Annotated in this window: 1 protein-coding gene; it reads right to left on the bottom strand. The window is 57.0% G+C overall.

Annotation, left to right across the window (positions count from 1 at the left end; all coding sequences use genetic code 11):
• Window positions 1–1467 precede the first annotated feature (1467 nt).
• The coding region (locus PQR42_RS45360) for a hypothetical protein (protein ID WP_408496065.1) at window positions 1468–1851 on the bottom strand (384 nt) is incomplete at its 5' end.

Here is a 1851-nt window from a genome sequence, read left to right as displayed (position 1 = left end):
GGCCCCGACAGGTCCCACCGAACTTGACTTGCGGAATAAGACGGCACATTCCAGCGAATGCGGCGCCCGTGGTCATGGATGCACCAACGCCCCCATGCGTAGCCAAAGCGCGATAAAAACAGAATAACAGGTCGCCATCCCTACCATCAGCCACAAATGTATCAGCGACGTGACGTGCGCTCGCCGCGCACCTGGACAGTTCAGGAAGGAGCGCCGTCGGGAGGCGAGTATCCGACATGTCACCGGAATCGGACGATGACAGTGCATACATCTTTCGCCGACGATTGCTGTCCACCACCTACACATGTGCGTTGCGACGGCGTTTCGCCTGACCAAGAATGAATATGACAGCAACGCTGAGGGGGCATTCGTCGAGTGTACCCGGAGCGGTCGGTCGTCGTGATGAGCTGAACCGGCATTGGCTCGTGCGAAGACTGCTGTAGGTCGGCATGAAGTAAACAGGCCGATTGCTTTAACTCCAAGCGAGCTCTCTCACGAAACCTTATCAATCGATCACCATCTGTATTGCGGCTCGTGCGCGACACGCTCGATGCGCGTGGATTCGAGCTCAGGGCACGCGAATAACGAATCGCATGAATGGATAACTCAACGCAGATAAAGGAATTCACATGAAATCACCACTGATAGTCGCATCCGCTGTCGTGCTGTTTGTCATGGCCGGTGTTGCGCATTCGCAAGGCACACCGCAAGCCTCTCAACCCGCCCCGCAAGAAAACGCCGCAACACAAGCCTCTGACCCGAGTGCGGGGATGGAAGCATACGGCGGCACGCCCGACACACGGGTACAAAGCGGTGCAAAACATGCCAGACCGTGCCGGATAGATCCACAATGCAACGTTTTTTTCGGAGGGAGCTAACAAAGATCTGACGGCGCGAGAACCATGACTGGAAAGTACCCGATGCCCGTATCGCGAAGGGGACGAAATCCTTGGTCCGCCTTACCGAGTTCGCTGTCACTTTTTCAGGTGGCGCCTCCTGATAGGGGAGGTGCCTCGACACGCGAGAGGCGCGACGGCTTCGAGAGCAAGCGGAATGGGCGTCATAACGAGCATTTGGGCGGTCGCGAAGCTTGAGTTCGAAATGGCTGCGCGCCAGTTGCAACTGGCAGGACGTCAACTTTGCTGCGGGCCAAGGCCAACTCTTCTTCGCGTCAGTTAAGCCTTCGCGGCACCGCTCACATAAAACGACGTCTCGGCCGCGCGTTTGTGGGAATTCTTTCCCCGGCTGCAAGTTCGGCGTCGCTAACGCAACCCGTTGATGACGAAAAGGTGAAGAAATGAAAGTGCGACCCTCGGGTGTAACCATCGTGCTATTCCTGCTAACCGCGGCCGGCGCTGCCGACTCTCAGGAAATGCAACCGTCAGACGTCGCTGGCCACTCATCCAGTCAGCAGCCAATAAATTCATCGCAGCGGGTGATGCCGATGGACGGCGACAGTATGTGGGACTATGGAGCCCAACCGGGCGGCCGAAATGTTACGGCAAAACCCGAGACGGTCAACCGTGCGTAATGGGCCTGTCGTGCGATATCTATCAGGGTACTTACCTGGGTGGCTGTGTCGCGATAAGCCAACTCGCTATCTGAACGACCGATACGATCGATAAAACAGATGCTAAATGGGGTCGAGAGTGTGAGGGCACTGATCGAAGAAGCTGCCGTCCGACTGCTCGACACCGCCATTGGCAGCAATCCGCCACATAGCTGACGTAGAACCGAGCCCGCTCCAACGTCAGCTATGACCGATCCAGCAACGTTCACCATCTTGAATTGAATGGCCGCTTCCTGGGTGGAAACGACGTCTGAATGTCCCAGCGACGGTGCGGGCGAATG

Origin of the sequence: Paraburkholderia sediminicola, from assembly GCF_046027355.1 — a bacterium.
GTDB lineage: Bacteria > Pseudomonadota > Gammaproteobacteria > Burkholderiales > Burkholderiaceae > Paraburkholderia > Paraburkholderia sediminicola_B.
This window is presented reverse-complemented; position numbering and strand designations above follow the sequence as displayed.